Below are 22,931 nucleotides of genomic sequence, written 5' to 3' on the forward strand. Positions count from 1 at the left end.
CACAAAGCCGTCTCGACCGGAACCACTCAGCAGTTCCGACCGCAGCAGGCCGGGAAAGTCCCGGCCAACCGATCAGAGGTTCTCGTAGCGGTTCATGTCCAGCACCCCCGCCTCCACCGGCTCGGTCTCCTTGATGTAGCTGTTCAGGTCGTGGAAGTAGCGCCAGAACTGCGGATGGCTACGGCGCACGCCCCAGCGCATGACGATACGCTCGAACTTGGCCGTGTCGTCGCGCGCCGCCTCCATGTCCTCGACGAACTCCGGCACATCCGCCGCCGGGATGTTGAAGATGAAATTGGGATAGCTGCTCAGCACACCCGGAACCAGGGTCAGGGTGTCCAGCCCCGGCTGGTAGCGGTAGGCCTCGCCGAGCAGGAACGCCACGTTGCTGTGGGCACGGTTGCGCAGCAGGCTGTAGACCTGGCGCTGGCCACCCTGCCCTTCGACGCGCAGCAGGGTCGCCTCGGGCAACTGGCCGATCACCTTGAGGCCCGCGGCCGGGCGCGACACCAGACGACTGAGCGACTGCTCGACATCGCGAAACTCCGGCGACATCTGCGGGCGGGAGCAATAGGCGCCCTGACAGCGGTTGATCGGATCGGGCGCGGCGTTCAGGCTGCCGGTACGCTGCAGAAGCTTCAGGCCGAAGTCACGCTTGGGGTCGTGCTTGTCCAGCTTCAGCGCGCTCGGGGTGCTGGTGTCGATGTCCTCGTAGTCCATCCACATCTTCACTTTGCCGCTGTTCTGGTACCAATCGCCGAGGATCTCGCCACGCTTGCTGGCCGGCATCAGGCGCAGGAAGTTGACCTCGGCGCCGTTGCGGATCAGGTCGAAGTACAGGCGCGTCTGCAACTGGTGCGAGACGTTGCCGAACACGTCGAAGTTCACCGCCAGTTGGTAGTAGGTGCGCTCGAACAGTGGGTAGTCGAACAGCCACATCGTCAGCGGCACATCACCGATCAGGCCCTTGGTCACCGAGGCACTGTCGAAGTGGCGGAAGATGCTCAGCAGCGCGTTGTCGTTGCCGGCCCACAGGGTCGACCAGCTCGGCGCCGGCTGCTCGGCATACGCCTCGCGGCGCAATGCCTCGTACTCGTTGCGCTTGTCGCGGTAGGCGTGCCACAGGCTCAGCACGCTGCCGACATCGTCGATCTGCCCGGGCATGGCCAGCAGCGGCGTGGCCTCGCCCCGGTACTGGGCATCGGTGATGTACAGGTCGTGGGCCGGCTCCTGGAACAGCGCCCAGAAGTTGTCGCGGATCACGTCGGTGGCGATCTGCCCTCGGCATACCGGACCGCGAATGAAGGTGCGGACGAAGTACTCGGCGTTGTCCAGCATGAACTGGTAGCGGGCCACCGCCGGAATTGCCTCGAAGGTCTCGAACGGGTTGGCGCGGTGACGCGGGCCGTAGCCGGGCAGCGACGAGGCATGCCAGTCGCCACTGTAGAACAGCTGCTTGACCCGCTTGAGTTTCTGCGGCCCCATCGGGTAGGTGATGTGGGTCTTGTGGACGATCACGCCCTGCACCGGGGTCAGCCGGTAGTAGAAATCGGTGCCCGGCGGATCGTTGGGACGGCGGGTGGCGATCAGGTCCACCGGCTGGCCGCTGGGCGTGCGCGAGCGCACCCACTGGAAGAAGTGGCCCGGCTCGCCGCCGACGAAGTGGATGTGCGCCAGGAACAGGTGCTCGTACAACCAGCGGCCGACCAGCGCCTCGGTCGAGCCTGGGCGGTTGAGCAGCTCTTCCCACTCGGCGATCTGCCTTGCCTCTGCCGCGCTGGGCTGGATCGGCGTCTTCTCGACCGGCGCGCCAGCGGCCAGCCAGCGTTGCAGGGTCTGGTACTCCTGGTCGGTCAGGCCGGTGACCGCCAGTGGCATGCCCTCTTTCGGATGCGCGCCGGCATAGGCGTCGAACTCGTGAGGTAGCGGGCACATGTTGTTGCGGTTGAGCCCCAGGACAATTTCTTCGGGCAGCTTGGCATTGGGCGTGAGCGGGGTCTTGTGGCCCAGCTCGAGCATGCGCGCCATCAGCGCCGCCTGGCTGCCCTGCTTGTCCAGAACCGAGTAGAAGCCCTGCTTGCGCCAGCCGGCTTCGTCGCGGGCATCGTAGAACAGCCGTGTGGTGGGCACCGCCTGGCTGCGTTCGCCCTGGTAGACCGGCACCTTGGAAGCACCGCGCTCGGCGCCCTCGGCGCTGCCCAGGTTGAGCTGGCAGGCGGCGTCGTTGCAGGCGTGGCAAGCCACGCACTTCTCGGTGAAGATCGGTTGGATGTCCCGCGTGTATGAAATCGTCGGGCTCGATTGGGGGGCCTGCCCGAACGCCGCGCCACTGATGAGCAAGGCGAAGGCGCTGGCAAGTATGCGATGCAGCATGTGCCGAATGTCCTGGTTACTTGAAGCCATCACGATGTGCCTGGCGGGTCCTGAGGTGTTGGGAGGGCGCCCACCTACATGAGGGAAATTCATGCAAATGGTCGATACGCCTAAAATCCATGCAGCTTTGTTATTATTCGGCACCTTCTGATATTTGCCCGACCAGGTAGTTCCTATGTCCGACCGCAGCGCTCGTTACCAAGCACTCCAGAAAGCACTCAAAGAGCGCATCCTGATCCTCGACGGCGGCATGGGTACTATGATCCAGAGTTACCGCCTCGAGGAACACGACTATCGTGGCACGCGCTTCGCCGATTGGCCAAGCGATGTCAAAGGCAACAACGATCTGCTGCTGCTCAGCCGCCCGGATGTCATCGCCGCGATCGAGAAGGCCTACCTCGACGCCGGCGCCGATATCCTCGAAACCAACACCTTCAACGCCACGCAGATTTCCCAGGCCGACTACGGCATGGAGTCGCTGGTGTACGAGCTGAACGTCGAAGGCGCGCGCATCGCCCGCCAGGTGGCCGACGCCAAGACCCTCGAGACCCCGGACAAACCGCGCTTCGTCGCCGGCGTGCTCGGCCCGACCAGCCGCACCTGCTCGATCTCCCCCGATGTCAACGACCCAGGCTATCGCAACGTCACCTTCGACGAACTGGTGGAAAACTACACCGAGGCCACCCGTGGCCTGATCGAGGGCGGCGCCGACCTGATCCTGATCGAGACCATCTTCGACACGCTCAACGCCAAGGCAGCGATCTTCGCCGTGCAGCAGGTGTTCGAGGAAGACGACGTCGAGCTGCCGATCATGATCTCCGGCACCATCACCGACGCCTCCGGCCGTACCCTGTCGGGCCAGACCACCGAAGCCTTCTGGAACTCGGTGCGCCACGCCAAGCCGATCTCCGTGGGCCTTAACTGCGCCCTCGGCGCCAAGGACCTGCGTCCATACCTGGAAGAGCTGGCGACCAAGGCCGACACCCATGTGTCCGCCCACCCCAACGCCGGCCTGCCCAATGCCTTCGGCGAGTACGACGAGACCCCGGCGGAAATGGCCGCGGTGGTCGAGGAGTTCGCCGCCAGCGGCTTCCTCAACATCATCGGTGGCTGCTGCGGCACCACCCCGCCGCACATCCAGGCCATCGCCGAGGCCGTGGCCAAGTACAAGCCACGGGAAATCCCGGAGATCCCCAAGGCCTGCCGCCTGTCGGGCCTGGAGCCGTTCACCATCGATCGCCAGTCGCTGTTCGTCAACGTCGGCGAACGCACCAACATCACCGGCTCCGCCAAGTTCGCCCGACTGATCCGCGAGGAGAACTACACCGAGGCCCTGGAAGTCGCCCTGCAGCAGGTCGAGGCCGGCGCCCAGGTGATCGATATCAACATGGACGAAGGGATGCTCGACTCCCAGGCCGCCATGGTCCGCTTCCTCAACCTGATCGCCGGCGAGCCGGACATCTCCCGCGTGCCGATCATGATCGACTCCTCCAAGTGGGAGGTGATCGAGGCGGGCCTGAAGTGCATCCAGGGCAAGGGCATCGTCAACTCCATCTCCATGAAGGAAGGTGTCGAGCAGTTCAAGCACCACGCCCGCCTGTGCAAGCGCTACGGCGCCGCCGTGGTGGTGATGGCCTTCGACGAGGTCGGCCAGGCCGATACCGCCGCGCGCAAGAAAGAAATCTGCCAGCGCAGCTACGACATCCTGGTCAACGAAGTGGGCTTCCCAGCAGAAGACATCATCTTCGACCCGAACATCTTCGCCGTGGCCACCGGCATCGAGGAACACAACAACTACGCCGTCGACTTCATCGAGGCCTGTGCCTATATCCGCGACCACCTGCCACACGCCCTGAGTTCCGGCGGGGTATCCAACGTGTCGTTCTCGTTCCGCGGCAACAACCCGGTGCGCGAGGCGATCCACTCGGTATTCCTCTACCACGCCATCCGCAACGGCCTGACCATGGGCATCGTCAACGCCGGCCAGCTGGAGATCTACGACGAGATTCCCGCCGCGCTGCGCGAAAAGGTCGAGGACGTGGTGCTCAACCGCACCCCGGAAGGCACCGACGCCCTGCTGGCGATCGCCGACGACTACAAGGGCGGCGGCGCGACCAAGGAAGTAGAGAACGAAGAGTGGCGCTCGCTGCCGGTGGAAAAGCGCCTGGAACACGCACTGGTCAAGGGCATCACCGCGTTCATCGTCGAGGACACCGAGCAGTGCCGCCAGCAGTGCGCGCGCCCCATCGAGGTCATCGAAGGCCCGCTGATGAGCGGCATGAACGTGGTCGGCGACCTGTTCGGCGCCGGCAAGATGTTCCTGCCCCAGGTGGTCAAGTCGGCCCGGGTGATGAAGCAGGCGGTGGCCCACCTGATCCCGTTCATCGAGGCCGAGAAAGGCGACAAGCCCGAGGCCAAGGGCAAGATCCTCATGGCCACGGTCAAGGGCGACGTGCACGACATCGGCAAGAACATCGTCGGCGTGGTGCTCGGCTGCAACGGCTACGACATCGTCGACCTCGGCGTGATGGTACCGGCCGAGAAGATCCTGCAGACCGCCCGCGAGCAGAAGTGCGACATCATCGGCCTGTCCGGGCTGATCACCCCGTCGCTGGACGAGATGGTCCACGTCGCCCGCGAGATGCAGCGCCAGGACTTCCACCTGCCGCTGATGATCGGTGGCGCCACCACCTCCAAGGCGCACACGGCGGTGAAGATCGAACCCAAGTACTCCAACGACGCCGTGGTCTACGTCACCGACGCCTCGCGCGCGGTCGGCGTGGCCACCCAGCTGTTGTCCCGCGAGCTCAAGGCCGGTTTCGTCGAGAAAACCCGCGAGGAATACGTCGAGGTGCGCGAACGCACCGCCAACCGCAGTGCCCGCACCGAGCGCCTGAGCCATGCCCAGGCCATCGCCGCCAAGCCGCAGTACGACTGGGCCGGCTACCAGGCCGCGGTGCCCTCCTTCACCGGCGTCAAGGTGCTGGAGGACATCGACCTGCGCACCCTGGCCGAGTACATCGACTGGACCCCGTTCTTCATTTCCTGGGACCTGGCCGGCAAGTTCCCGCGCATCCTCACCGACGAAGTGGTCGGCGAAGCGGCCACGGCGCTGTACAAGGATGCCCGTGAAATGCTCGACAAGCTGATCGACGAAAAACTGATCAGTGCCCGCGCGGTGTTCGGTTTCTGGCCGGCCAACCAGGTGGCTGACGACGACATCGAGGTGTATGGCGAGGACGGCCAGACGCTGGCCACGCTGCACCACCTGCGCCAGCAGACCATCAAGCCCGACGGCAAGCCAAACTTCTCCCTGGCCGACTTCGTCGCGCCGAAGGACAGTGGCGTGACCGACTATGTCGGCGGCTTCATCACCACCGCCGGCATCGGCGCCGAGGAGGTGGCCAAGGCCTACCAGGACAAGGGCGACGACTACAGCTCGATCATGGTCAAGGCCCTGGCCGACCGCCTGGCCGAGGCCTGCGCCGAGTGGCTGCACGAGCAGGTGCGCAAAGAGCACTGGGGCTACGCCAAGGACGAACACCTGGACAACGAGGCGCTGATCAAGGAGCAGTACAGCGGCATCCGCCCCGCGCCTGGCTATCCGGCCTGCCCGGACCACACGGAGAAGGAAACGCTGTTCCGCCTGCTCGACGGCACTGCAATTGGCGAGACCGGCCCGAGCGGCGTATTCCTCACCGAACACTTCGCCATGTTCCCCGCGGCGGCGGTCAGCGGCTGGTACTTTGCCCACCCACAGGCGCAGTACTTCGCCGTGGGCAAGGTGGACAAGGACCAGATCGAGCGCTACAGCGCGCGCAAGGGCCAGGACATCAGCGTGAGCGAACGCTGGCTGGCGCCGAACCTGGGCTACGACAGCTGATCCCGTGGGAGCGGCGGTACGCCGCTCCCACCACGGCGGCATTCCTCTCGAGATTACCTACACTGTCCCTGATTGCCTCTGACCAAGGAGCCACTCATGGACGACCGCAACTCGGGCAAACCGCCCACCTTCTGGCAGATGCTGCAAAGCATCCTCGCCGCCGCCTTCGGCGTGCAGAGCGGCAAGAACCGCGCGCGCGACTTCACCTACGGCAAGGCCAGCCACTTCATCGTGATGGGCACGCTGTTCACCCTGGTGTTCATCCTGGTGCTGATCGGGCTGGTGCAACTGGCGATGCACCTGACGGCGCGCTAGCACGCGCAGATAAAGGCAAGCCGCCCGCGGATATCCCTTCCGCGGGCGGTTCAGGTGTGTTTCACGGTCTGAAGCGGTATCCGCTACTGATGGCTGACCCAATACACGGCAGTGACCACCACCAGCACGATCAGGCACAGGATCGCCCAGGCATCGACGCTGCTGTCAGCTTTGCGGACCTTGGTAGAGTTTCCCATTGCATTGCCTCTTGTAGTGTTTATGGGAATGCACTTCAAGCAGCAGTTAAGTCCAGCAATGCCCTTCGCTCAAGCAGGGTCTTTCAATAGTCGACGGGTGACGTGAGAAACGGGTAGCGAAAGCCAGCCGCGCGCCCCTCGGCGCTGTAGCGCCGAAAATCGATGCCGTAGTCATCCTGCTCCAGCAATCGCAACCAGCGGCGCGCCTTGACCGGGTCGATCAACTGCAACGCCGGCACGCGATGCTGGCGCAGGCCGCCACGATCCAACGCCAGCCCCTGGGCATCATCATGCAGCATCACCATGGCCCAGCCACCCAGGCTGAAGTGGCCACCCATCAGCACGCTCAAGCGGCCATCGATGCGCGCGCGCAAGGCCTCGGGCGAGCTGTTGACCGCGCTGAACAGCGCATCGCGCCCTGGCACCTTGCCAGCGGCCTCGAACGCCCGCATGGCGCCGAACGCCATCTCATCGTTAGCCGACCACACCAGCTTGGTGTCCGGATAACGCTGCAGCAGCATCTGCGCCTGCTCGAAAGCCCGCTGACGGCTCCAGCCGCCGTACACCACCTGCCGCAGATGCACTCGCGGATGCTCCGCCAGCGCCCGGCGCATGCCCTGCTCGCGCAAGCGCGAGGCCGGCGTGGTGCTGACCCCGGCAAAGGCCAGCAGCTCCACGCGCTCGGTCGTCGCCGGCAATTGCGCGATCATCGCGCCGAGCATCTGGTAGCCGGCCTCCTCGTCGTTGCCGGTGAGCGTGCCAAGCACCTGGGCGTACTTCTGCGGCTGCGCCTGGATGCTGCTGGCCTGGCTGTCGGTCAGGCCGTTGTTGACCAGGAACAGCTTGACCCCGCTGCCATGGGAAAGACGGATGATCTCCGGCGCCACGTACTGTTCATTGACCAGCACCAGATAGTCCGGGCGCCGCGCGCCCTGCAGCAGCGCCCGGGCCTGGGACAGGGCGAGATCGGCGCGGCGCTCGCTGTACTGCACGCGCAGGTCCATGCCCAGGTCCGTCGCGGCGGCCTGCATGAAACGCGAATAGTCAACCCAGAAGGTTTCGTTGGAATAGCCCGGATTGAGAAACACCACCGAAGCGGCCTGTGCGCTCGCCGCCAGCGGCAGACTCAAGCACAGGCTCTGGCACAAGGCCTTGAGCATGCCGTTACATCCCTGCGGTACAAACGCCGGATTATAGCCATGCAACCCCCTGAAGCGGACAAATGCCAGTCAGTCTCACTTAGTCCAAATGGTTCTTTTCATATGCAAAAACATCACTTTAGCGCATAAACCCACTCTGCTATCGTTCCCCCGCTCCGACCCGGAGTGCGCGGCCGTGCGCGCGATTAGCTGCATGCAGCCTGAGACAGGACTTATATGTACGTATACGACGAGTACGATCAGCGGATCATCGAGGACCGCGTCAAGCAGTTCCGTGATCAGACCCGCCGCTACCTGGCCGGTGAGCTGAGCGAAGAAGAATTCCGCCCTCTGCGCCTGCAGAACGGCCTGTATATCCAACGTTTCGCGCCGATGCTGCGTGTCGCCGTGCCCTATGGCCAGTTGAACGCGCGCCAGGTCCGCATGCTGGCGAAGATCGCCCGTGACTACGACAAGGGCTACGCGCACATCAGTACCCGCCAGAACGTGCAGTACAACTGGCCGGCACTGGAGGACATCCCGGAGATCCTCGCGGAGCTGGCCACCGTGCAGATGCACGCCATCCAGACCAGCGGCAACTGCCTGCGCAACGTCACCACCGACCAGTTCGCCGGCGTCGCCGCAGACGAACTGGTGGACCCGCGCCCATGGTGCGAGATCGTGCGCCAGTGGACCACCTTCCACCCGGAATTCGCCTACCTGCCGCGCAAGTTCAAGATCGCGGTCAACGGCTCGAAGGACGACCGCGCCGCCATCGAAGTGCATGACATCGGCCTGGAGCCGGTGCGCAACGAAGCTGGCGAGCTGGGCTTCCGTGTGCTGGTCGGCGGCGGCCTGGGCCGCACCCCGGTGGTCGGCTCGTTCATCAACGAGTTCCTGCCCTGGCAGGACCTGCTCAGCTACCTGGACGCCATCCTGCGCGTGTACAACCGTTACGGTCGCCGTGACAACAAGTACAAGGCGCGGATCAAGATCCTGGTCAAGGCCCTCACGCCGGAAGTGTTCGCCGAAAAGGTCGAGGCCGAGATGGCTCACCTGCGCGGCGGCAGCACCACCCTGACCGAGGCCGAGGTGCAGCGCGTCGCCCGCCACTTCGTCGACCCCGAGTACCTGGCCCTGGACAACGTCGACTACGCCGCCCTGGATGCCGAGCACCCCGGCTTCGCCCGCTGGCGTTCGCGCAATACCCGCGCGCACAAGCAGCCAGGCTATGTCGCCGTCACCCTGTCGCTCAAGCCTACCGGCGTCGCCCCGGGCGACCTGACCGACAAGCAGCTGGACGCCGTCGCCGACCTGGCCGAGCGCTTCAGCTTCGGCTACCTGCGCACGTCCCACGAGCAGAACATCATTCTCGCCGACGTCGAGCAGCGCCAGCTGCACGCGCTCTGGCTGGAACTGCGCGAGCAAGGCTTCGCCACCCCGAACATCGGCCTGCTGACCGACATCATCTGCTGCCCGGGCGGTGACTTCTGCTCGCTGGCTAACGCCAAGTCGATCCCGATCGCCGAATCCATCCAGCGTCGCTTCGACGACCTGGACTACCTGTTCGACATCGGCGAGCTCGACCTGAACATTTCCGGCTGCATGAACGCCTGCGGCCACCACCACGTCGGCCACATCGGCATTCTTGGCGTGGACAAGAAGGGCGAGGAGTTCTACCAGGTCTCGCTGGGCGGCAATGCCGCGCGTGATGCCAGCCTGGGCAAGATCCTTGGGCCCTCCTTCGCCCAGGACGACATGGCCGACGTGATCGAGAAACTGATCAGCGTGTACGTCGAGCAGCGCACCGAAGACGAGCGCTTCATCGACACCTACCAGCGGATCGGCATCGACCCTTTCAAGGAACGCGTCTATGCAGCGAATCATTAAGAACAACCAGATCGTCGACGAAACCTGGCACCTGCTGCCCAAGGACGTGTCGATCGACGAGCTGACCAACTGCGACGACTACATCGTGCCGCTGCAGCTGTGGCGCGATCATCCGAGCCTGCTCAAGGCCCGCGACGGCGGCCTGGGCATCTGGCTGGACAGCGACGAGGAAGCCGAGGAAATCGGCGAGGACGTCGCGCACTTCCAGGTCATCGCCCTGAACTTCCCGGCCTTCACCGACGGGCGCAACTACTCCAACGCGCGCCTGCTGCGTGACCGCTACAAGTTCAAAGGCGAACTTCGCGCCATTGGTGACGTGTTGCGCGACCAGCTGTTCTACATGGCGCGATGCGGCTTCGATGCATTCGCCATCCGCGCCGACAAGGACCCGGAAGACGCGCTGCAAAGCCTGAAGGACTTCTCGGTGACCTACCAGGGCGCCACCGACGAACCGCTGCCGCTGTTCCGCCGCCGCTGATCGTCATGCGCGACAATGAAACGACCCGCCACCTGGCGGGTCGTTTCATTTGGCGGCCAGTGCCCCTGCGGGAGCAGGCGGCTGCACGCCCCTCGCACATTCATGAACAGCTCAGCGCAACGGCACGTAGATATCCGTCTGCCACTGCTCCAGCGGGGTCTGCGGATGAATGCTCAGGTAATGGAAGAACAGCGGATGATCACGCAACTCCTCACCACTGGCAGGCAGCCAGTCGCGATAGAGCGGGTAGATCGTCTCGCCAATATGGTCCGGCGAGCCCACATGCCGCACCACCGCGCAGCGACCGCCCGGCAGGCTCAGTTCCCGCACGCCCGAGGCGTTCGGCACCACGACCTCGTGGATCTCCCCGCAAATGGCGAAACGGAAATCTTCCGGCGCGGTGGTGTCGGGGTTGTTGTAAGGGATGCCGAAGCTGCGGCTGCTGGCCACGGGCGATTGCCCGCTGCTCATGCGCCAGTCGATGAAACGCCGCACGGTCTCGCTGACCTGACTGGGCGGCCCACGATGCTCGAGCGCGGCGACACGGACGGAGGCGAAATCGACGATTCGTACCTGCATGGTGATGCTCCTGGAAAAATGAGGGATGGCAAACACCGTATTCCATACTTGCCAGTCGGGCTGGCGCCTGAATCCACCGGGCGCTTGCCCAAAGGCCCGCTTGAATGCCCTGCTGAACGCCTCGGGGCTTTCGAAACCAGCTTCCAGCGTGGCGTCCAGCACCGAGTAGCCAGGTCGACCGACCAGCCGGTGCGCGGCACGGCGCAGACGCATCAGTTGCACATAACGGGCAACCGGCACGCCCACATAGGCACTGAACTGCCGATGAAAATGAAACGCCGAGAAGTGCGCCACGGCGCTCAGGGCCTCCACCGACAGGTCCCCTTCGAGGTTGTTTTCGATATAGGCGAGCACGGCAGCGAAGCGCTGCTGGTAGAGGGCATTGACTGGCAAGTTCGCTTGCTCCTGGAAATACGATCAGCCGCAGGTTCGTCGATTCTCACCGGACCGCGCCTAGCCGTCCTTGCTCATTGGTCGATTGCTTCGATTTCGCTCACAAGCCATGCATGAACTATTGACTTAAAGTCAAAGGACCTTGGCCCATCGGCCTCTTAATCAAAACACGCCAACCCCTCAAACTGCACCCACTCGATCGAACCCGCGCCATCCTGTCGAAGGTCCGATCTCAAACCATCCACCAGGAGCAGATTCATGAGCATTCCATCCTTTGGCCTTGGCACCTTCCGTCTCACCGGCCAGGTCGTCATCGATTCGGTCAAGTCGGCCCTGGAGCTGGGCTATCGCGCCATCGACACCGCGCAGATCTACAAGAACGAAGCCGAAGTCGGGCAAGCCATCGCCGAAAGCGGCGTGCCACGCGGCGAACTGTTCATCACCACCAAGATCTGGGTCGACAACTACGCCGCCGACAAACTGATCCCGAGCCTGCGCGACAGCCTGGCCAAGCTGCGCACCGACTACGTCGACCTGCTGCTGATCCACTGGCCAGCGCCTGGCAACGGCGTCGAATTGAACGAGTTCATGCTAGTCCTTGCCGAAGCCAAGAAACTGGGGCTGACTCGCCAGATCGGCATCTCCAACTTCAATATCGAGCTGACCCGCCAGGCGATTGCAGCGGTAGGCCAGGGCGAGATCGCCACCAACCAGATCGAACTCAGCCCGTACCTGCAAAACAGCAAGCTGACCGCTTTCCTGAAGGAGCAAGGCATCACCACCACCTCCTACATGACCCTGGCCTACGGCAAGGTCCTGAAGGACCCGCTGCTGGCCGAGATCGCCGCCAAGCACCAGGCCACCGTCGCCCAGGTTGCCCTCGCCTGGGCCCTGCAACTGGGCCATGCGGTGATCCCGTCGTCCACCAAGCGCGAAAACCTGGCCAGCAACCTGTTGGCCCGTGACCTGCACCTGGACGCCGACGACATGGCACGCATCGCCACGCTGGAGCGCAACGGCCGCGAAGTCAGCCCTGATGGCCTGGCGCCGAACTGGGACTGATTGCTACCGCCGGTGCCGTGCGGATCCGCACGGCACCTGAAACCCAGCCACCGATCACAACACGGAGCTCTCGATGAGCACGCTTTCCCCCAAACGGGTCCTTTTCGCCCTGGCCATCGGCGCCTTCGGCATCGGCACCACGGAATTCACCCCCATGGGCTTGCTGCCCGTCATCGCCGAAGGCGTCGACGCCAGCATCCCCAGCGCTGGCATGCTGATCACCGCCTATGCGATCGGTGTGATGGTCGGCGCACCGATCATGACCCTGCTGTTCAGCCGCTTCGGCAAGCGCGCCGCACTGATGATGCTGATGGGCATCTTCACCGTCGGCAACCTGCTCTCGGCCCTCGCGCCGGACTACTACACCCTGCTGGCCTCGCGCCTGATCACCAGCCTCAACCATGGCGCCTTCTTCGGTCTCGGCGCGGTGGTCGCCGCCAGTGTCGTGCCGAAGGACAAGCAGGCCAGCGCCATCGCCACCATGTTCATGGGCCTGACCATTGCCAACATCGGCGGAGTGCCGGCCGCCACCTGGCTGGGCCAGCAGATCGGCTGGCGCATGGCCTTCGCCGGTACTGCCGTGCTCGGTGTGCTGGCCATCGCCGCATTGTGGTATGCCCTGCCCAAGGGTGAACGCGGCAGCGTGCCTCACGTGCGCAAGGAGCTCGCGGTGATCGCCCGCCCCAACGTGTTGCTGGCCATGGCCACGACCGTACTCGGCGCAGGCGCCATGTTCACCCTGTACACCTATGTCGCCCCGGTACTTGCAGAACTGACGGGCGCTTCCGACGCGTTCGTCACCCTTGGCCTGGTGTTGATCGGAGTCGGCTTCACCCTCGGCAACAGCCTGGGCGGCAAGTTGGCGGACTGGTCGCTGGATGGCGCGGCACGGATTTTCCTCGCGACCCTGGCAGCGATCATGCTGCTGATGCCGCTGGTGCTGGGCAGCCACATCGGTGCGGCGATTGCCCTGCTGGTCTGGGGCGTGTTCACCTTCGCCGTGGTGCCGCCACTGCAGATGCGGGTGATGATCGCCGCGGTCGAAGCGCCGGGGCTGGCCTCGTCGATCAACGTCGGCGCGTTCAATTTGGGCAATGCGGTGGGCGCCGCGCTGGGCGGGGCCGTGATCAGCATGAACCTGGGCTACGCCGCGGTGCCGATGGCCGGTGGGCTGCTGGCGGCGGGAGGATTGCTGCTGGTGTGGCTCGGCGGACGCGGCAAGGCCACGGCGAGAGCCTTGGACGGCGCGGTATAGAGACTCATTCGGGGGCGCATCGCGCCCCTTCTTCGTTTTCGTCCGAGAAACCCATAGCAAAAAGGGCGATCCTTGCGGATCGCCCTTTTCGATGTTTGGTAGGCACAATTGGACTCGAACCAACGACCCCCACCATGTCAAGGTGGTGCTCTAACCAACTGAGCTATGTGCCTGTCGTGTGGGGCGCATATTAGAGATCAATCGCATACCTGTAAAGCGTTTTTTTCAAAAAAATCAAAAACTTTGCGCAACAGCTTAATGCGAGCTCTGTTCAGATGGTCCGTGGAACATCGATCCCACGGGAATTGCGCATGACCTGAAGCTTTGCACAGGGCCGGAATGCAAAAAGGGCGATCCTTGCGGATCGCCCTTCTCGATGTTTGGTAGGCACAATTGGACTCGAACCAACGACCCCCACCATGTCAAGGTGGTGCTCTAACCAACTGAGCTATGTGCCTGTCGTGTGGGGCGCATTCTACGCGCTCCAAGAGCAGTGTCAACTGTTTTTTTCACGCTAACCTACTGAATATTAAAAATATTTGCAGCGCGACCGGGAACTGGGCGTCTGTCAGGGATTTTCACCGGACGACTAGCGGGTGTTTATTATTATTGATAGCATCGGTACATTCGTTAAAAATATAAAACACGAGGTTCCTCGAGCATGGCTAACACCCCCTACCCCCAGTCCTACTACGCCGCCTCGGCCAACCCGGTGCCGCCACGTCCGGCGCTGCAGGGTGAGGTGGAAACCGATGTATGCATCATCGGTGCCGGCTACACCGGCCTGTCCAGCGCCCTGTTCCTGCTGGAGAACGGCTTCAAGGTGAGCGTCGTCGAGGCCGCCAAGGTCGGCTTCGGTGCCTCGGGTCGCAACGGCGGCCAGATCGTCAACAGCTACAGCCGCGACATCGACGTCATCGAGCGCACCGTCGGCCCCAAGCAGGCGCAACTGCTGGGCCAGATGGCCTTCGAGGGCGGACGCATCATCCGTGAGCGCGTGGCCAAGTACAACATCCAGTGCGACCTGAAGGACGGTGGCGTGTTCGCCGCGCTGACCAGCAAGCAGATGGGTCACCTGGAATCGCAAAAACGTCTGTGGGAGCGCTTCGGCCACACCCAGCTGGAACTGATGGACCAGAAGCGCATCCGCGAAGTGGTGGCCTGCGACAACTATCTGGGCGGCATGCTCGACATGAGCGGCGGCCACATCCACCCACTGAACCTGGCCTTGGGCGAAGCCGCCGCAGTCGAGTCGCTGGGCGGCATCATCTATGAACAGACCCCGGCCGTGCGCATCGAGCGTGGCGCCAACCCTGTCGTGCACACCCCGCAGGGCAAGGTCCGCGCCAAGTTCATCATCGTCGCCGGCAACGCCTACCTGGGCAACCTGGTGCCGGAACTGGCCGCCAAGTCCATGCCATGCGGCACCCAGGTGATCACCACCGAGCCGTTGGGCGACGAACTGGCCCGTACCCTGCTGCCGCAGGACTACTGCGTCGAGGACTGCAACTACCTGCTCGACTACTACCGCCTGACCAGCGACAAGCGCCTGATCTTCGGCGGCGGCGTGGTCTATGGCGCGCGTGACCCGGCGAACATCGAGGCGATCATCCGTCCGAAGATGCTCAAGGCCTTCCCGCAGCTGAAGAACGTCAAGATCGACTACGCCTGGACCGGCAACTTCCTGCTGACCCTGTCGCGCCTGCCGCAGGTCGGCCGGATCGGCGACAACATCTACTACTCGCAGGGCTGCTCGGGCCACGGCGTCACCTACACCCACCTGGCGGGCAAGGTGCTGGCCGAGGCGCTGCGCGGCCAGGCCGAGCGCTTCGATGCGTTCGCCGGCCTGCCGCACTACCCGTTCCCGGGTGGGCAGATGCTGCGCGTGCCGTTCAGTGCCATCGGTGCCTGGTACTACAGCCTGCGCGATCGTCTGGGCTTCTGATGTGAATCCATCGCGGGGCAAGCCCGCTCCCACGACGAATCGTGGGAGCGGGCTTGCCCCGCGATCATTTCGGCCTCAGTGCCCGAGGCTGGTGACCGCCTGCTTCGCCGCAATCTCCTGCCCCGCACGGGCCAGTTCATCCGCCGCCTGCAACCAGCGTTGGCGATCGACCTGGGCCGGCAGTTGCCGTGGCGACTGCAGCAACACCGCCCAGTTGCCCTCCTTGGCCCAGGCCGACTCGAAATCATCGAACGCCATCAACTGGCGTCGATGCATGCCCGAACGCAGCAGCACCCGCTGCTTGTAGCGGTCGTAGCCGATCAGCACGGCATAGCGCGGCTCGCTCCACCACGCCGAACCTTCCTGATAACGCAGCAGCACCGGATAGCCGGCGGCCACCTGCGCGAGCAGCGCGTCCAGGTGCTTGTCCAGCGGGTAGACCACCCGACCGTACTCGCGGGCTACCCGGGGAATGCCGGTGTCCAGCGACTCGGCAGCCTTGGGCAGGCCCAGCGCCTTGTCGAGCAGGCCTGGGGTGATCGGCGCGCCTCGCTGCGACAGCACCGCGGCCAAGGCCATCGAGCCACTGTGGTTGGCGTTGCCGCGATAGAACGGCACGCTGCTGAGCTCGACGCGCTGCGGTAGCCCCTTGAGCGTGGCAGGTGGGGCGCTGGCGCAGCCGGACAGGGTCGCGGCCAGCAGGCAGGCGGCCAGCAGGCGGCGTGGGCCGAAGGCCCGAAACATGGGGAACTTTTGCAACTTGGGCACTCGCTTGTTCCGCGGCCAGGCAGGCAGCGCCCGGCCAAGAGCCCCGATCATAGGACGCCGGCGCCTGCGGGTATAGCCCGGCGCGGGCTTGGAACGAAACGGCCCAAGGACTAGACCTTCGGTCAATGGAACGTCACAGCCGACAAGCTAGACTGAAGCTGTGTCTGGATGGCGAGCCCGGCTCGCCAGAGAGAAGGAGGCACACATGAGCCTGACAATGGCAATACTCCTGCTGGTCGGCATGTGGCTCAGCGTCGCGGCGGCCATGCTCTGGGGCGTGCTGCGCATCGTGCGCCGGCATTCACACCCTCACCATCTGCCACCCCAGGCCCTGGCCAAGCCGATGCGCCGTGTCCGTCGGCATGCAGGAGCGCATTGACGACAGCGACACGCGCCAAGCCATAAGCGAAAAGAGGAAGCCTAGGCTTCCTCTTGCTTTTCACTTGCAGCGTGCAGCTCAGTGCCCCTCGGCTGCCTCACGCTTCAAGCGCGCCCGGCGCGCCATGATGTTGAGGATCTCGATCGCGGTCGAGAACGCCATCGCGGCATACACATAACCCTTCGGTACATGGGCGCCGAAGCCTTCGGCGATCAGGGTCATGCCGATCATGATCAGGAAGCCCAGCGCCAGCATCACCACGGTCGGGTTGTCGTTGATGAACTTGGCCAGCGGGTCGGCGGCCACCAGCATCACGATCACGGCGCTGATCACGGCGATGATCATGATCGGCAGGTGCTCGGTCATGCCCACGGCGGTGATGATGCTGTCGATCGAGAAAACGATATCCAGCAGCAGGATCTGGAAGATTGCCGCGGTGAAACCGATGGTCACGGTGCTGCCGACCTTGGACTCTTCCTTGGCGCCATGGGGGTCGACGCTTTCATGGATCTCCTTGGTCGCCTTCCACAGCAGGAACAGGCCACCGGCGATGAGGATCATGTCCTTCCACGAGAACGTGTGGCCGAACACCTCGATCACCGGCTCGGTCAGCTGGACGATCCAGGCCACGGTGCTGAGCAGCGCCAGGCGCATGACCAGGGCCATGCTGATACCGATACGGCGGGCCTTGGAGCGGTATTGCTCGGGCAGCTTGTTGGTGAGGATGGAGATGAAGATCAGGTTGTCGATGCCCAGCACGACCTCCATGGCCACCAGGGTGGCGAGGGCAACCCAGGCGGTGGGGCTTGCGGCGAGTTCCAGCAAATATTCCATTGGTCAGTCCTGCTCTCAGATGTCCTGGGTGTCTTTCTTGTCTGCTTCGGCCTTGGCCTTCTCGGCATCGCTGCCGATGGCGTCGCTCAGGGCCTGCTGAGCCGCATCGTTGGTCTTGTCGATGGCCTGCTTGGCCGTTTCCGCAGCCTGGTCGAGCATCTGCTGGGCGGATTTCTCGGCCTGGTCGCAACCAGACATGGCGAACAGCGCCAGTGCCAGCACCAACGGTGTGCCAATGGATTTGAGTTGTAGCATGAGGTCCTCGCTTGTCGAATTCCGGCGGCGCTCGATGCGCCTGATGGGGTCGCATTCTAGAGCGCCTGAAACATCCGGAAAATTCGTATTTTCAGCGTGTATACTTCGGTTTTTACGAACATGGAAGCAACATGCTCAACTACCGTCAGCTCCATTACTTCTGGGCTGTGGCCAAGACCGGCAGCATCGCCCGCGCCAGTGAGCAGTTGAACCTTACCCCACAGACCATCAGCGGCCAGATCAGCCTGTTCGAGCAGACCTGGAATCTTGAATTGTTCCAGCGTGTCGGGCGCCAGCTGGAACTGACCGAGACCGGCCGCCAGGCGCTGGTCTACGCCGAGCAGATGTTCCAGATCGGCGGGGAGCTGGAAGCCATGCTCAGGGCCGGTCCGCAGGAGCAGATCCTGTTTCGCGTCGGGGTGGCCGACGTGGTGCCCAAGTCCATCGTCTATCGCCTGCTGGCCCCGACCATGGAGCTGGACGAGGTGCTGCGCATCAACTGCCGCGAAGACAAGCTCGAGCGCCTGCTGGCGGACCTGGCGATCCAGCGCCTGGACCTGGTGATCTCCGACAGTCCGATGCCCAGCCACCTGGATATCAAGGGCTACAGCCAGAAGCTGGGCGAATGTGGCCTGAGCTTCTTCGCCACGCCCATGCTCGCCGCACGGCTGAACAAGCCCTTCCCCGCCTGCCTGGACGACGCGCCATTGCTGGTTCCCGGCCCGGAAACCGTGGTGCGCAGCCGCCTGCTACGCTGGCTGGCCGAGCAGCAGGTGCAACCGCGGATCGTCGGCGAATTCGATGACAGCGCATTGATGCAGGCCTTCGGCCAGTCAGGCAGCGGCATCTTCGTCGCCCCCAGCGTGATCGCCGAGGAGGTCCGCAGGCAGTGCGGCGTGCGGCTGATCGGCCAGACCGAGGCGGTGAACGAGTCGTTCTACGCCATTTCGGTGGAGCGCAAGGTCAAGCACCCGGGGATCCTGGCGATCACCGAAGGCGCGCGGCGGGAGTTGTTCCACTGGTAGGCCCGCCGCCGCGATATGCCCCATGGGTCTGTGGTAAAGTCGCGCCCTTTCACGTAACTGGATTGCGCTGCACATGACCCCCATTCTCCGCCTCATCAACCGCACCGGCCTGGTGACGCAGATCTGCATCGGCCTGGTGGCCGGCATCGCCCTGGCCCTGCTCGCCCCCGCCGTGGCCCGCGACCTGGGGTTCCTCGGCAAGGTCTTCGTCAGTGCCCTGAAGGCCGTGGCACCCGTGCTGGTGTTCATCCTGGTGATGGCCTCGATCGCCAACCACCGTCACGGCCAGGAAACCCACATCCGCCCGATCCTCTGGCTGTACCTGCTCGGCACCTTCGCTGCCGCGGCAGTCGCCGTGGCGGCGAGCATGCTGTTCCCTTCGAATCTGGCGCTGACCAGCGGCGAAGCCACGCTCAGCGCCCCCGGTGGCATCAGTGAAGTGCTGCAGAATCTGCTGCTCAGCGCCGTGGACAACCCCATCAACGCACTGCTCAACGCCAACTTCATCGGCGTGCTGACCTGGGCCGTCGGCCTGGGCGTCGCCCTGCGCCACGCCGGCGAAACCACCCGTACCGTGGTCGCGGACCTGTCCAACGGCGTGACCCTGATCGTGCGCGTGGTGATCCGCTTCGCCCCGCTGGGCATCTTCGGCCTGGTCAGCGCCACCCTCGCGCAATCGGGCCTGGACGCGCTGCTCGGCTACCTGCACCTGCTCGCGGTGCTGATCGGCTGCATGCTGTTCGTGGCGCTGGTGATGAACCCGTTGATAGTGTTCTGGAAAATCCGCCGCAACCCCTATCCGCTGACCCTGCTGTGCCTGCGTGAAAGCGGTATCACCGCGTTCTTCACCCGCAGCTCGGCAGCCAACATCCCGGTCAACCTGGCGCTGTCGGAAAAGCTCGGCTTGCACGAGGACACCTACTCGGTGTCGATTCCGCTGGGCGCGACCATCAACATGGCCGGCGCGGCGATCACCATCACCGTGCTGACCCTGGCCGCCGTGCACACCCTGGGCATCCCGGTGGACCTGCCGACCGCGGTGCTGCTCAGCGTGGTGGCGGCCGTGTGCGCCTGTGGCGCCTCGGGCGTGGCCGGCGGCTCGCTGCTGCTGATCCCGCTGGCCTGCAGCCTGTTCGGCATCCCCAGCGAGATCGCCATGCAGGTGGTCGCGGTCGGCTTCATCATCGGCGTGCTGCAGGATTCGGCGGAAACCGCGCTGAACTCCTCCACCGACGTGCTGTTCACCGCGGCGGCGTGCCAGGCCATGGAGCGGCGCGGCGCCTGAGATTGCCGGGGCCGCCCTGCGGCCCCGTTCTGACCAGCGATTGCTTAAGCCCGGCGCTTTACCTAGGCTAGTGGCCTTTTCCTCGCAATGAGACAGGGCCATGTCAGAACACGAAACCATCGGCGAAGGCCGTTTCAGCAGCATCGAGATCCGCGTGCTCGGTTCGCTGATCGAGAAGCAGGCCACCAGCCCGGAAACCTACCCCCTGACCCTCAATGCCCTGGTCCTGGCCTGCAACCAGAAGACCAGCCGCGAACCCGTCATGAACCTCTCCCCCGGCCAGGTCGGCCAGGCCCTGCGCAGCCTTGAGAACCAGGAGATGGCACGCCTGCAGATGGGCAGCCGCGCCGACCGCTGGGAGCAACGGGTGGACAAGGCGCTGGAGCTGGTGCCGGCACAGTTGGTGCTGATGGGGCTGATGTTCCTGCGTGGTCCACAAACCCTCAGCGAACTGCTGACACGCAGCGGCCGCCTGCATGAGTTCGAGGATGTCGAGCAAGTCCAGCATCAGCTGGAGCGTCTGATTTTACGCCAACTGGCCCTGCACCTGCCACGCCAGGCCGGCCAACGCGAAGACCGCTACACCCACGCCCTGGGCGACCCGGCCGAGATCGAGGCGATTCTCGCCGCCCGCCAGCAGGAGGGCGGCAGCCGCTCCACCAGCGCGGCGGACGAGCGCATCGAAGCATTGGAGGCGCGGGTGACGGCTCTGGAGGCACGCCTGGCCCAGCTCGAAGGTTGACTCAGCGTTTGTCGGCGTCGGGGAAATTGCGGCAACTCTTGCGCTCGGCCAGCTCTCGGTCACTGGGGCGCTGGTCGACGAACACCGTACGGCCGTCAGCGTAGATTTCCAGGTAGCCCCAGTGCAGGTCCTGCTCGGTCTGACCGGGCTTGGGCGGGACGAGCCACCAGGGTTCGCGGCTGATCAGGGTCATGGCTGGGCTCCAGCGAAGGTCTGGGGGTAACTATAGACAGCGCGGCCATCACGCCTGTCGGGATTGTTCCGCCAAGAACAATTATGAAGTGCTCCCTGCACCGATTCTTCCCGTCGACCGGCAGGACTAATCTCGATCGTGCCAACCCACCTCCGTGAGGATCGACCACGATGCCCCGTCCACCCCTGCCCCCCTTCACCCGTGAAACCGCCATCGAAAAGGTCCGCCTGGCCGAAGACGGCTGGAACAGTCGCGACGCCGCCAAGGTGGCCCTGGCCTACACCCTCGACACCCGCTGGCGCAACCGCGTCGAGTTCTGCAGCAGCCGAGAACAGGCCCAGGCCTTCCTTGCTCGCAAGTGGAACCGCGAGTTGGAGTACCGCCTGATCAAGGAACTCTGGGCCTTCACCGACAACCGCATCGCCGTGCGCTACGCCTACGAGTACCGCGACGACAGCGGCCAGTGGTACCGCGCCTATGGCAACGAGAACTGGGAGTTCGCCGAGGACGGCCTGATGCGCAACCGCCACGCCAGCATCAACGAACAGCCCATCAGCGAAGCCGAGCGCAAGTTCCGCTGGCCGCTGGGGCGCCGCCCGGACGATCACCCAGGGCTGAGCGACTTCGGCTTCTGAGGGGCGACGCCGGATCTGCGGGGCCGCTCGACGGCCCCGTTTCAGGTTTAGGAGACAGACTACGCGGACCTGGGAAACAGTGAGGGCAGCATCGTGCCAGACTGCATGGCAACTCCACTCCAGGACAGCCCGATGACCCTTCTTGATGCCTTTTTACAGTGTCGGCGCTATGATGCCTCCCACGTGCGCAAGCGGTTTCGCCTTGCGCGGAGGTGTCCAGCGATGGCAGCAAAAGCGAAGAAAGTCTCCGAACGAGACCTCGATGCCCTTGAGCAACAGATCCCCCTGCACGCCAGCGAGGCCACGCATTCGGCCTATCTGCGTGCCCTGCAGGCCAATCAGGGCGGCGTCCTGTGTGTCGATGAAGGCGAACTGGTGCGCGTCGGGGCCGATGGTGCCCGAACCGTGCTGGGCAAGGCCGGCCCCCGGCGCAAGGTCCGGGTCGGCGAGGTGATCAGCGTGCGCAGGGTCGATGACGAAACGGCCGGCGGGCGTGCCTAGGCTGCGTGTCTTCGCGGGGCCCAACGGCTCGGGCAAGAGCACCATCAAGGCCAGCCTGCCTGCGGCGCTGACACGTCTTTTCGTCAATGCCGACGAGCTCGAGCACGAAGCGAAAGACACCGGCTTCATCGACCTCACCCCGTTCGGCATTCAGGCCACCCTGGCCGAACTACTGACGTTCCATCTCGAGCATCATCTGATCGCATCCCGGCAGCTGGCTGCACAGGCCCGGCACCTGCGACTGCTCGACAACCGGATCGACTATCGGGCAGTGCCGGTGGACTCGTACTTCGCCTCGGTGATCGCCGATTTCATTCGCCAGCGCCTGCTGGAGGCGAAGCAGAGCTTCACCTTCGAAAGCGTCATGTCGCACCCGAGCAAGATCGAATTCATGCGCCAAGCCCAGGCCCAGGGCTATCGCACCTACCTCTACTTCGTCTCGACCGAAAACCCGCGGATCAATATCGAGCGGGTCGCCATTCGTGTGCGCGCCGGCGGGCATCCGGTCAGGGACGATCTGGTGCGCAAACGCTACGAGCGCTCCCTGGACCTGCTGCCCGAGGCCATCGCCGCCAGCCATCGAGCCTACGTGTTCGACAACTCCGGCCAGAGCGCGGTGTGGCTGGCGGAAATCACCGATGGCGTGCAGCTGGAATACCGTAACGAGGAGATTCCCGACTGGTTCTTCGAATCCTATGTGGATGAAGTCGAGCAGCCGGCAGACGTGTAACGATACCCCAAGCCATCCACGAATCTTGTAGGAGCGGCCTTGTGTCGCGAAAGGGCTGCGAAGCAGTCCCGGTGA

21 protein-coding genes and 2 tRNA genes are annotated in these 22,931 nt (G+C 64.2%); 14 read left to right on the forward strand and 9 right to left on the reverse strand.

What is annotated here, in order from left to right; genetic code table 11:
- Positions 1-72 precede the first annotated feature (72 nt).
- The gene (locus tag N5D48_RS20185; protein WP_279887488.1) at positions 73-2,373 is read right to left on the reverse strand and encodes a fatty acid cis/trans isomerase; all 2,301 of its coding nucleotides are present in this window, start codon (positions 2,371-2,373) and stop codon (positions 73-75) included.
- 175 nt (positions 2,374-2,548) lie between these two features.
- Here N5D48_RS20185 and metH point away from each other — a divergent pair, with 175 nt between their 5' ends.
- Together metH and N5D48_RS20195 are read left to right on the forward strand one after the other, a co-directional pair.
- Positions 2,549-6,256 (forward strand): methionine synthase, encoded by a 3,708-nt coding sequence (metH, locus tag N5D48_RS20190; protein WP_279887490.1) that lies wholly within the window; start codon positions 2,549-2,551, stop codon positions 6,254-6,256.
- A gap of 96 nt (positions 6,257-6,352) precedes the next feature.
- A complete protein-coding gene (locus tag N5D48_RS20195) occupies positions 6,353-6,571 on the forward strand; it encodes a DUF2970 domain-containing protein (protein ID WP_279887491.1) in 219 nt (72 codons plus the stop codon).
- 280 nt (positions 6,572-6,851) lie between these two features.
- Here N5D48_RS20195 and N5D48_RS20200 read toward each other — a convergent pair whose 3' ends face one another.
- Positions 6,852-7,928 carry an ABC transporter substrate-binding protein gene (locus N5D48_RS20200; protein ID WP_279887493.1) on the reverse strand — a complete coding sequence of 359 codons (1,077 nt, stop codon included), beginning with the start codon at positions 7,926-7,928 and terminating at the stop codon, positions 6,852-6,854.
- 216 nt (positions 7,929-8,144) lie between these two features.
- Here N5D48_RS20200 and N5D48_RS20205 point away from each other — a divergent pair, with 216 nt between their 5' ends.
- On the forward strand, positions 8,145-9,797 hold the full coding sequence (locus N5D48_RS20205; protein WP_279887495.1) for a nitrite/sulfite reductase: 1,653 nt from the start codon (positions 8,145-8,147) through the stop codon (positions 9,795-9,797).
- Positions 9,781-10,275: a DUF934 domain-containing protein gene (locus N5D48_RS20210; protein ID WP_279887496.1), complete on the forward strand. Its 495-nt coding sequence runs from the start codon at positions 9,781-9,783 to the stop codon at positions 10,273-10,275. The genes N5D48_RS20205 and N5D48_RS20210 overlap by 17 nt, the downstream gene beginning before the upstream one ends.
- A 111-nt stretch (positions 10,276-10,386) precedes the next feature.
- Here the strand turns inward: N5D48_RS20210 and N5D48_RS20215 are convergent, their stop codons facing one another.
- On the reverse strand, positions 10,387-11,247 hold the full coding sequence (locus tag N5D48_RS20215; protein WP_279887497.1) for an AraC family transcriptional regulator: 861 nt from the start codon (positions 11,245-11,247) through the stop codon (positions 10,387-10,389).
- A 258-nt stretch (positions 11,248-11,505) separates the two neighbouring features.
- Between N5D48_RS20215 and dkgB the strand changes: the two genes are divergently transcribed.
- Together dkgB and N5D48_RS20225 are read left to right on the forward strand one after the other, a co-directional pair.
- Positions 11,506-12,309, forward strand: a complete 804-nt coding sequence (gene dkgB / locus N5D48_RS20220) for a 2,5-didehydrogluconate reductase DkgB (protein WP_279887499.1) — start codon at positions 11,506-11,508, stop codon at positions 12,307-12,309.
- Between the two features lie 73 nt (positions 12,310-12,382).
- Positions 12,383-13,564, forward strand: a complete 1,182-nt coding sequence (locus N5D48_RS20225; RefSeq protein ID WP_279887501.1) for an MFS transporter — start codon at positions 12,383-12,385, stop codon at positions 13,562-13,564.
- 96 nt (positions 13,565-13,660) lie between these two features.
- On the opposite strand, the gene N5D48_RS20230 is transcribed toward N5D48_RS20225, so the two are convergent.
- Positions 13,661-13,737 (reverse strand) — tRNA-Val (locus tag N5D48_RS20230).
- A 208-nt stretch (positions 13,738-13,945) separates the two neighbouring features.
- Positions 13,946-14,022: transfer RNA gene (locus N5D48_RS20235), tRNA-Val, on the reverse strand.
- Between the two features lie 203 nt (positions 14,023-14,225).
- Between N5D48_RS20235 and N5D48_RS20240 the strand changes: the two genes are divergently transcribed.
- Positions 14,226-15,509, forward strand: a complete 1,284-nt coding sequence (locus N5D48_RS20240) for an FAD-binding oxidoreductase (RefSeq protein ID WP_279887503.1) — start codon at positions 14,226-14,228, stop codon at positions 15,507-15,509.
- Between the two features lie 75 nt (positions 15,510-15,584).
- On the opposite strand, the gene N5D48_RS20245 is transcribed toward N5D48_RS20240, so the two are convergent.
- A complete protein-coding gene (locus N5D48_RS20245; RefSeq protein ID WP_279887505.1) occupies positions 15,585-16,328 on the reverse strand; it encodes a peptidase C39 family protein in 744 nt (247 codons plus the stop codon).
- A gap of 154 nt (positions 16,329-16,482) precedes the next feature.
- Between N5D48_RS20245 and N5D48_RS20250 the strand changes: the two genes are divergently transcribed.
- The gene (locus N5D48_RS20250; protein ID WP_279887507.1) at positions 16,483-16,656 is read left to right on the forward strand and encodes a hypothetical protein; all 174 of its coding nucleotides are present in this window, start codon (positions 16,483-16,485) and stop codon (positions 16,654-16,656) included.
- A 78-nt stretch (positions 16,657-16,734) separates the two neighbouring features.
- Here N5D48_RS20250 and N5D48_RS20255 read toward each other — a convergent pair whose 3' ends face one another.
- Positions 16,735-17,490, reverse strand: coding sequence for a TerC family protein (locus N5D48_RS20255; protein WP_279887509.1), 756 nt, complete (start codon positions 17,488-17,490; stop codon positions 16,735-16,737).
- A gap of 15 nt (positions 17,491-17,505) precedes the next feature.
- A complete protein-coding gene (locus N5D48_RS20260; RefSeq protein ID WP_279887511.1) occupies positions 17,506-17,745 on the reverse strand; it encodes a hypothetical protein in 240 nt (79 codons plus the stop codon).
- A gap of 131 nt (positions 17,746-17,876) precedes the next feature.
- Between N5D48_RS20260 and nhaR the strand changes: the two genes are divergently transcribed.
- The 3 genes from nhaR (at position 17,877) to N5D48_RS20275 (ending at position 20,797) form a co-directional block, all read left to right on the forward strand.
- The gene (gene nhaR, locus N5D48_RS20265; RefSeq protein ID WP_279887513.1) at positions 17,877-18,770 is read left to right on the forward strand and encodes a transcriptional activator NhaR; all 894 of its coding nucleotides are present in this window, start codon (positions 17,877-17,879) and stop codon (positions 18,768-18,770) included.
- A 73-nt stretch (positions 18,771-18,843) separates the two neighbouring features.
- Complete coding sequence (gene sstT, locus N5D48_RS20270) at positions 18,844-20,055, forward strand: serine/threonine transporter SstT (protein ID WP_279887515.1); 1,212 nt, start codon at positions 18,844-18,846, stop codon at positions 20,053-20,055.
- Between the two features lie 100 nt (positions 20,056-20,155).
- Positions 20,156-20,797, forward strand: coding sequence for a DUF480 domain-containing protein (locus N5D48_RS20275; protein WP_279887517.1), 642 nt, complete (start codon positions 20,156-20,158; stop codon positions 20,795-20,797).
- A 1-nt stretch (position 20,798) separates the two neighbouring features.
- Here N5D48_RS20275 and N5D48_RS20280 read toward each other — a convergent pair whose 3' ends face one another.
- On the reverse strand, positions 20,799-20,990 hold the full coding sequence (locus tag N5D48_RS20280; protein ID WP_279887519.1) for a hypothetical protein: 192 nt from the start codon (positions 20,988-20,990) through the stop codon (positions 20,799-20,801).
- A 170-nt stretch (positions 20,991-21,160) separates the two neighbouring features.
- Here N5D48_RS20280 and N5D48_RS20285 point away from each other — a divergent pair, with 170 nt between their 5' ends.
- From N5D48_RS20285 to N5D48_RS20295, 3 genes are all read left to right on the forward strand, one after another.
- Entirely contained in the window at positions 21,161-21,625 is a 465-nt protein-coding gene (locus tag N5D48_RS20285) for a DUF1348 family protein (protein WP_279887521.1), read from the forward strand.
- Positions 21,626-21,847: 222 nt separating this feature from the next.
- Entirely contained in the window at positions 21,848-22,126 is a 279-nt protein-coding gene (locus N5D48_RS20290) for a hypothetical protein (RefSeq protein ID WP_279887523.1), read from the forward strand.
- Positions 22,098-22,856, forward strand: coding sequence for a zeta toxin family protein (locus N5D48_RS20295; RefSeq protein WP_279887524.1), 759 nt, complete (start codon positions 22,098-22,100; stop codon positions 22,854-22,856). The genes N5D48_RS20290 and N5D48_RS20295 overlap by 29 nt, the downstream gene beginning before the upstream one ends.
- Positions 22,857-22,931 lie beyond the last annotated feature (75 nt).

The sequence above is a fragment of the Pseudomonas sp. GD03858 genome (assembly GCF_029840925.1).
GTDB lineage: Bacteria > Pseudomonadota > Gammaproteobacteria > Pseudomonadales > Pseudomonadaceae > Aquipseudomonas.

Excerpts from the sequence above, each read along its gene's own strand:
- N5D48_RS20185 (WP_279887488.1), bottom strand. The coding sequence starts at position 2,373 with ATGCTGCATCGCATACTTGCCAGCGCCTTCGCCTTGCTCATCAGTGGC.
- metH (WP_279887490.1), top strand. The coding sequence starts at position 2,549 with ATGTCCGACCGCAGCGCTCGTTACCAAGCACTCCAGAAAGCACTCAAA.
- N5D48_RS20195 (WP_279887491.1), top strand. The coding sequence starts at position 6,353 with ATGGACGACCGCAACTCGGGCAAACCGCCCACCTTCTGGCAGATGCTG.
- N5D48_RS20200 (WP_279887493.1), bottom strand. The coding sequence starts at position 7,928 with ATGCTCAAGGCCTTGTGCCAGAGCCTGTGCTTGAGTCTGCCGCTGGCG.
- N5D48_RS20205 (WP_279887495.1), top strand. The coding sequence starts at position 8,145 with ATGTACGTATACGACGAGTACGATCAGCGGATCATCGAGGACCGCGTC.
- N5D48_RS20210 (WP_279887496.1), top strand. The coding sequence starts at position 9,781 with ATGCAGCGAATCATTAAGAACAACCAGATCGTCGACGAAACCTGGCAC.
- dkgB (WP_279887499.1), top strand. The coding sequence starts at position 11,506 with ATGAGCATTCCATCCTTTGGCCTTGGCACCTTCCGTCTCACCGGCCAG.
- N5D48_RS20225 (WP_279887501.1), top strand. The coding sequence starts at position 12,383 with ATGAGCACGCTTTCCCCCAAACGGGTCCTTTTCGCCCTGGCCATCGGC.
- N5D48_RS20240 (WP_279887503.1), top strand. The coding sequence starts at position 14,226 with ATGGCTAACACCCCCTACCCCCAGTCCTACTACGCCGCCTCGGCCAAC.
- N5D48_RS20245 (WP_279887505.1), bottom strand. The coding sequence starts at position 16,328 with ATGATCGGGGCTCTTGGCCGGGCGCTGCCTGCCTGGCCGCGGAACAAG.
- N5D48_RS20250 (WP_279887507.1), top strand. The coding sequence starts at position 16,483 with ATGAGCCTGACAATGGCAATACTCCTGCTGGTCGGCATGTGGCTCAGC.
- N5D48_RS20255 (WP_279887509.1), bottom strand. The coding sequence starts at position 17,490 with ATGGAATATTTGCTGGAACTCGCCGCAAGCCCCACCGCCTGGGTTGCC.
- N5D48_RS20260 (WP_279887511.1), bottom strand. The coding sequence starts at position 17,745 with ATGCTACAACTCAAATCCATTGGCACACCGTTGGTGCTGGCACTGGCG.
- nhaR (WP_279887513.1), top strand. The coding sequence starts at position 17,877 with ATGCTCAACTACCGTCAGCTCCATTACTTCTGGGCTGTGGCCAAGACC.
- sstT (WP_279887515.1), top strand. The coding sequence starts at position 18,844 with ATGACCCCCATTCTCCGCCTCATCAACCGCACCGGCCTGGTGACGCAG.
- N5D48_RS20275 (WP_279887517.1), top strand. The coding sequence starts at position 20,156 with ATGTCAGAACACGAAACCATCGGCGAAGGCCGTTTCAGCAGCATCGAG.
- N5D48_RS20280 (WP_279887519.1), bottom strand. The coding sequence starts at position 20,990 with ATGACCCTGATCAGCCGCGAACCCTGGTGGCTCGTCCCGCCCAAGCCC.
- N5D48_RS20285 (WP_279887521.1), top strand. The coding sequence starts at position 21,161 with ATGCCCCGTCCACCCCTGCCCCCCTTCACCCGTGAAACCGCCATCGAA.
- N5D48_RS20290 (WP_279887523.1), top strand. The coding sequence starts at position 21,848 with ATGGCAGCAAAAGCGAAGAAAGTCTCCGAACGAGACCTCGATGCCCTT.
- N5D48_RS20295 (WP_279887524.1), top strand. The coding sequence starts at position 22,098 with ATGACGAAACGGCCGGCGGGCGTGCCTAGGCTGCGTGTCTTCGCGGGG.